This window comes from Oleiphilus sp. HI0123 (genome assembly GCF_001635315.1).
Window position 1 is genome coordinate 1 of record NZ_LWGE01000143.1, and the last position, 288, is coordinate 288.

A 288-nucleotide genomic window follows, 5' to 3' on the forward strand; every position below is an offset into this window, starting at 1 on the left:
AGTTTTTTTACCCACCTACCATGTTCGTTATTTATTCTTCTAAACCTCCTTAACACCAATCTACTATGTGATTTTGAAGTTAATATTAAGTATTCTAATCGTTGAATGGGATCCATATTTTAATTACCCCCTCTTTATGTGTTTTGATAGTATTGTATAACCTTTTTGTAGCAACCCTACCGTAAACATACTTAACACGTTTGTCATTTGTAACAATTCTACTTAATGCTTTCACATCAAAAATATCATCACCAACCTGAACTTTAACAACAGGAGAGTTGAACTCAG

1 protein-coding gene is annotated in these 288 nt (G+C 31.9%); it reads right to left on the bottom strand.

The window, feature by feature from the left end; genetic code table 11:
• Positions 1 to 94: 94 nt before the first annotated feature.
• The coding region (locus A3761_RS28350; RefSeq protein WP_231881111.1) for a hypothetical protein at positions 95 to 288 on the bottom strand (194 nt) is incomplete at its 5' end.